The following is a 4,964-nucleotide window of genomic DNA, read 5'->3' as shown; positions in this document are numbered from 1 at the left end:
ATGAAAAAATCAATCATCGCAGCAGCCATTGCTGTTGCAGTTGCGGCTCCAGCAGCAAACGCAGGCGTTACTCTTTACGGTAAGGTACATGTCTCTATTGACTACACCCAGCACGACTTCAACTCCGATTACGACGGCATTTGGGGCGTTTACTCTCGTGCTTCACGTATCGGCTTCAAGGGCACGGAAGATCTCGGTAACGGCCTGAGCCTGATCTGGAAAGCTGAAACCGGTTATGACTTCTCAGATGGCGGTGCGTGGGACAGCAGTGGTCGTAACGCTTACATCGGCCTGACTGGCGACTGGGGTACTTTCCTCTATGGCCGTCATGACGGTCCATACAAAATGGCATGGTACAGCACCGGCATCGACATGATGGGCGACACCATCATGGACGCCAATGGCCTGGCCAGCGTCGAAGAGAACCGTTTCAGCAACGCAATTGCCTATGTTTCACCTAACATGAACGGCCTGACTTTTGCCGCCGCAATCGTTCCTGGTGAAGGCACAAATAACGCAACTGGACTTACGGACGGCATATCAGTTGGCGTCATGTACAGCAACAACGGCCTAAAGCTGGCTGCTGCATATGAAGACGAAGGCGATCTCGGTGACAATGCGGACGACAACGACCGTTTCATGATCGGTGCCGGTTACACCATGAATGCTTTCTCTATCGCTGCCAACTATGTTGATGACGATGAGGATGATGAGAAGAGCCTGAACGTTAGTGGTAGCTACAGCTTCGGCAACAACAAGTTGGTTCTCGCTTATGGTCACGAAGACAATGACGGTGGTTCAGATGATGTCAGCTGGGGTGTTGGCCTGACTCATGCACTGAGCAAGCGTACAACTGCCTATGCAGCATACGCATCGACTGATGAAGAGGACACCCTTGAAATGAAGACCGAAATGGATGCTACCTCCGGCTTCTCTATCGGCCTGATCCACAACTTCTAATCTTTTTAGAAACTTGTATTCATGCAACGGGGCCTTCGGGCCCCGTTTTGCTGTACAGGGATGTACGAATGGCGGCTGAAAAAATATGAATCACTAGTTGCACCTCCCATAACGCAGTAAACCGGCCTGAAAGCCCGAGCCAGCAGGATATTTCGTATATTTCGATACATTTTTACAACAAATGCGGAAAGTACCGCAAAAAACATGAAATTCTCTTGCTGTTACCGGATTCGTTACCTATACTTATGCAGGAGTTTGTTAAGACTTTATTCTTACGCTCAAGATTTGTACAAATCCAAAGATTACTAAATCCAAGGGGATTTTCATGAAAAAATCAATTATCGCTGCAGCTGTTGCTGCTGCTGTTGCAGCTCCTGCTGCAAACGCTGGCGTTACCACCTACGGTAAAGTCCACGTTTCTATCGACCATTACGACTACGATGACTGCTGTAACTCATCATTTGATTACAGCGAGTGGAGAGTCAAGTCACGCGCTTCTCGTATCGGCTTCAAGGGCACCGAGGATCTCGGTAACGGCCTGAGCCTGACCTGGAAAGCTGAAACCACTTATGACTTCGCTGACGGCAGCGCGTGGGATTCTGGTCGTAACGCCTACATCGGTCTTGCCGGTGACTGGGGTACTTTCCTCTACGGTATCCACGACACGCCTTACAAGATGTCATACTACGCTGGCGGCATCGAGATGATGGGCGATACTGTCCTCGATTTCGGCGAGCATGGTGCAATTGACCTGTCACATGTCCGTGCAGCAAACGCGATCGCCTATGTTTCTCCAAACATGAACGGTCTGACCATTGCTGCTGCTATCGTTCCTGGCGAAGGCAACAACTTCGACAATGGAACCGGTCTTGCTGATGCAGTTTCTGTTTCTGGCATGTACAGCAACAACGGTCTGAAGCTGGCTGCTGGCTACGAAGATCTGGGTGACGATGACGAGAAGTTCCTCGTCACAGCTGGTTACACCATGAACAACGTCACAGTTGCTGGTCTGTACCAGGACTACGAAGATGACAAAACTGCACTTCTGTCTGTTGGCGTTGCAATGGGCAACAACAACTTCGTCGTAAAGTACGGCCAGACTGACTGGCGCGACGGCTATCCAACTTCAACAGTTTGGGGCATCGGTGCAGAGCACAAGCTGAGCAAGCGCTCAACTGCTTACATCGGTTATGCAACATCTGATGATATGTACGACGACGGAAGAAGTACTTTCTCTGCCGGTATGATCCACAACTTCTAATTCATTTTAGAAATTGTATGATCTGGAACGGGGCCTTCGGGTCCCGTTTTGCTGTACAGGGATGAACGAATGGCAGGAATTTCTCCTGCATAACCGACATACCAACCCCACAAACTTTCATGCAAATTCCGTGACATTTTTACAACGCGCTTGAATAAGCTATACCTATAATTATCCAAGAGCTGATGCTGGAACGCCCTCGCTCAAAATCTGCGCAAATATAAAATACTGAATTCAAGGGGAATTTTAATGAAAAAATCAATCGTTGCCGCGGCTGTCGCTGCTGCCATTGCAGCTCCTGCTGCAAACGCTGGCGTGACTATATACGGCCAGGTACACGTCTCTATCGACCACCTCGAACACGACTTGTTACGTCCTCATTACAGCGCATGGCATGTCTCTTCTCGTGCTTCACGTATCGGTTTCAAGGGCACCGAAGACCTCGGTAACGGCCTGAGCCTGATCTGGAAAGCTGAAACCGGTTATGACTTCTCTGATGGCGGCGCATGGGACAGCAGTGGTCGTAACGCTAACATCGGCCTGACCGGCGACTGGGGTACTTTCCTCTACGGTAACCACGACACGCCTTTTAAGATGGCATGGTACAGCACCGGTATTGACATGATGGGTGATACGCTCATCGATGCAAATAGCCTGGGTAGTGTCGAAGAGAATCGCTGGAGTGATACAATCGCATATATCTCTCCAAACATGAACGGCCTGACGTTTGCTGCTTCAATTCAGGCCGGCGAAAGCAATAATAACAACGGTCTTGCTGATGAGTACTCTATTGGTGTCATGTACAGCAACAACGGTTTGAAACTTGCTGCTGCATACGAAGATGAAAGAAATGATGATGATGATCGTTTCATGCTTGGTGTTGGCTATACGATGAATGCCTTCACTATTGCGGCTACCTACGTTGATGACAACGAAGACCACGAGAAGAACTACAATATTAGTGGTAGCTACAGCTTCGGCAACAACAAACTGGTTGTCGCCTGGGGTCGTGAAGACAATGATCACGGCAGGAATGATGATAGCTGGGGCATCGGCCTGACTCACACACTGAGCAAGCGCACCACTGCCTATGTAGCCTACGGCGATAGTGATGATGCTCACCTCAAAGCTGAAGATGATGCTACAACCGGCTTCTCTCTCGGCATGATCCACAAGTTCTGATTCATTTCAGAAATTGCATGATCAGGAACGGGACCTTCGGGTCCCGTTTTTTATGTTCAAACCAAACCTGATAAACTGATCGCTTGAAAACCACTGCCACCCTTGGCCAGAAGAAGACGCATCATCTGATTATGAAAATTAAACCGTCAAGCCTCCCATCGCCCAGCCTGAGCATAAAGACCGGAAGCAGCAAACAACAGGCAGTCAATAGTCGCAAACCTGTCATGCTGCATATCAAGGCGATTCCAGACAATCATCAGATAAGTGTTGATAACTATGATCACGCTCTCGGGGGGTTCAACTACTCGTACAATGGCAACCTCCACCTGCTTGAGAATGAGCGAATGGACGAGTACGAACACCAGACGATGATACTGGGCGGATCACGGCCAAAACGTATCGACACCCCCGGGGTTGATTTCGCCTTTAACTTTATTTGCGACCCGGATATCAGCAGAAAGTCACTCGAATATGCGATTCAATTTGTTGACGAGAACAGCATTCCCACCCTGAATCATCCGGCCAAAGTTCTGCGCCTGACACGGGATGGACTCTTCCGGCACTTCAGTGACATTAACGGACTGAAAATCCCGAAAACCCTGAGCATCTCGCCCCACTCCCTCAAGGAAGTACAGAACCTGGTTGAGTCGGGAGAGATTGCCCTGCCGCTGATCATTCGACCAGCAGGCAAGCATGGCGGGCAAGGCATGTACTTGCTTGAGTCACTCGATGATATTCGCGAACTGGAACGATTTGCCTTTGACGGACGCAACTACTACCTGATCGAGTTTCATGATTATCGCAGCGCTGACGGCTTCTACAGAAAGTACCGCATCCTCTGGATTGACGGAAAGATTTACCCCCGTCACCTGATTATCGACAAGGAGTGGAATCTTCACGCCGCAAACAAGAATAACTTCATGCGCGATACCGAGACTTTTATCCAGGAGGAGACCGATTTCCTTGTCAACTGTGAAGAAGTACTTGGAAACGATGGCATGAGAAATATACAAACACTCTTTTCAGGGACCGGGCTGGATTATTGCGGCATGGATTTCTCCCTGATGCCCGATAACAGGGTGTTTGTGTTCGAGGCCAATGCAGCCATGAATACAACGTATAACAGGGCGCATGCTGCATCGAGCCATCTTGATAGTTACCTGATCATGCATGAACAGGCCAAGATTAAGATGCTAAGTCAATTCGCCAACACGGCGGTGGCAGAAACTGACAAAAGATCACACTAGTATCAAGGTCACAAATTCAGAACGACAGGCGAATCCATGACAGCAGCACATATCGAGCTCCTCTATCCTGACGGCGAGACCCCTCCCTCAACCAGCGAAGGAGAAGCTCCTGGTTTGGCGCATCAGAACAAAAAGCCAGTCGCTTTTTTGGTTGATCATATCCTGTTTGAGAGGTCGAAATACTCGCTACTTCTCGATTGATTCAGGAAAAGAGGGCGTGAATTCAATTTCCAAGTGCAACTCAACAGAGTTGGTTAGAGGGCAAGCTGCGGTAGCATAGGTAGCTTCTCTCACCGACCAAAGTTAGAGGAGCA

5 protein-coding genes are annotated in these 4,964 nt (G+C 49.2%); all 5 read left to right on the top strand.

What is annotated here, in order from left to right:
- Positions 1–960, top strand: a 960-nt coding sequence (locus tag BOW06_RS12765; RefSeq protein ID WP_078459739.1) for a porin, incomplete at its 5' end; no start/stop codon positions are given.
- A gap of 325 nt (positions 961–1,285) precedes the next feature.
- A complete protein-coding gene (locus BOW06_RS12760) occupies positions 1,286–2,221 on the top strand; it encodes a porin (RefSeq protein WP_078454417.1) in 936 nt (311 codons plus the stop codon).
- 249 nt (positions 2,222–2,470) lie between these two features.
- A complete protein-coding gene (locus tag BOW06_RS12755; protein WP_078454940.1) occupies positions 2,471–3,403 on the top strand; it encodes a porin in 933 nt (310 codons plus the stop codon).
- Positions 3,404–3,534: 131 nt separating this feature from the next.
- Entirely contained in the window at positions 3,535–4,650 is a 1,116-nt protein-coding gene (locus tag BOW06_RS12750) for an ATP-grasp domain-containing protein (RefSeq protein ID WP_043116409.1), read from the top strand.
- A 36-nt stretch (positions 4,651–4,686) separates the two neighbouring features.
- Positions 4,687–4,851 carry a hypothetical protein gene (locus tag BOW06_RS13140; protein WP_155276140.1) on the top strand — a complete coding sequence of 55 codons (165 nt, stop codon included), beginning with the start codon at positions 4,687–4,689 and terminating at the stop codon, positions 4,849–4,851.
- Positions 4,852–4,964 lie beyond the last annotated feature (113 nt).

Origin of the sequence: Solemya velum gill symbiont, from assembly GCF_002020255.1 — a bacterium.
Classification (GTDB): Bacteria; Pseudomonadota; Gammaproteobacteria; order Chromatiales; family Chromatiaceae.
This window is presented reverse-complemented; position numbering and strand designations above follow the sequence as displayed.

Coding starts and splice junctions, on each gene's coding strand:
- BOW06_RS12760 (WP_078454417.1), top strand. CDS start 1,286: ATGAAAAAATCAATTATCGCTGCAGCTGTTGCTGCTGCTGTTGCAGCT.
- BOW06_RS12755 (WP_078454940.1), top strand. CDS start 2,471: ATGAAAAAATCAATCGTTGCCGCGGCTGTCGCTGCTGCCATTGCAGCT.
- BOW06_RS12750 (WP_043116409.1), top strand. CDS start 3,535: ATGAAAATTAAACCGTCAAGCCTCCCATCGCCCAGCCTGAGCATAAAG.
- BOW06_RS13140 (WP_155276140.1), top strand. CDS start 4,687: ATGACAGCAGCACATATCGAGCTCCTCTATCCTGACGGCGAGACCCCT.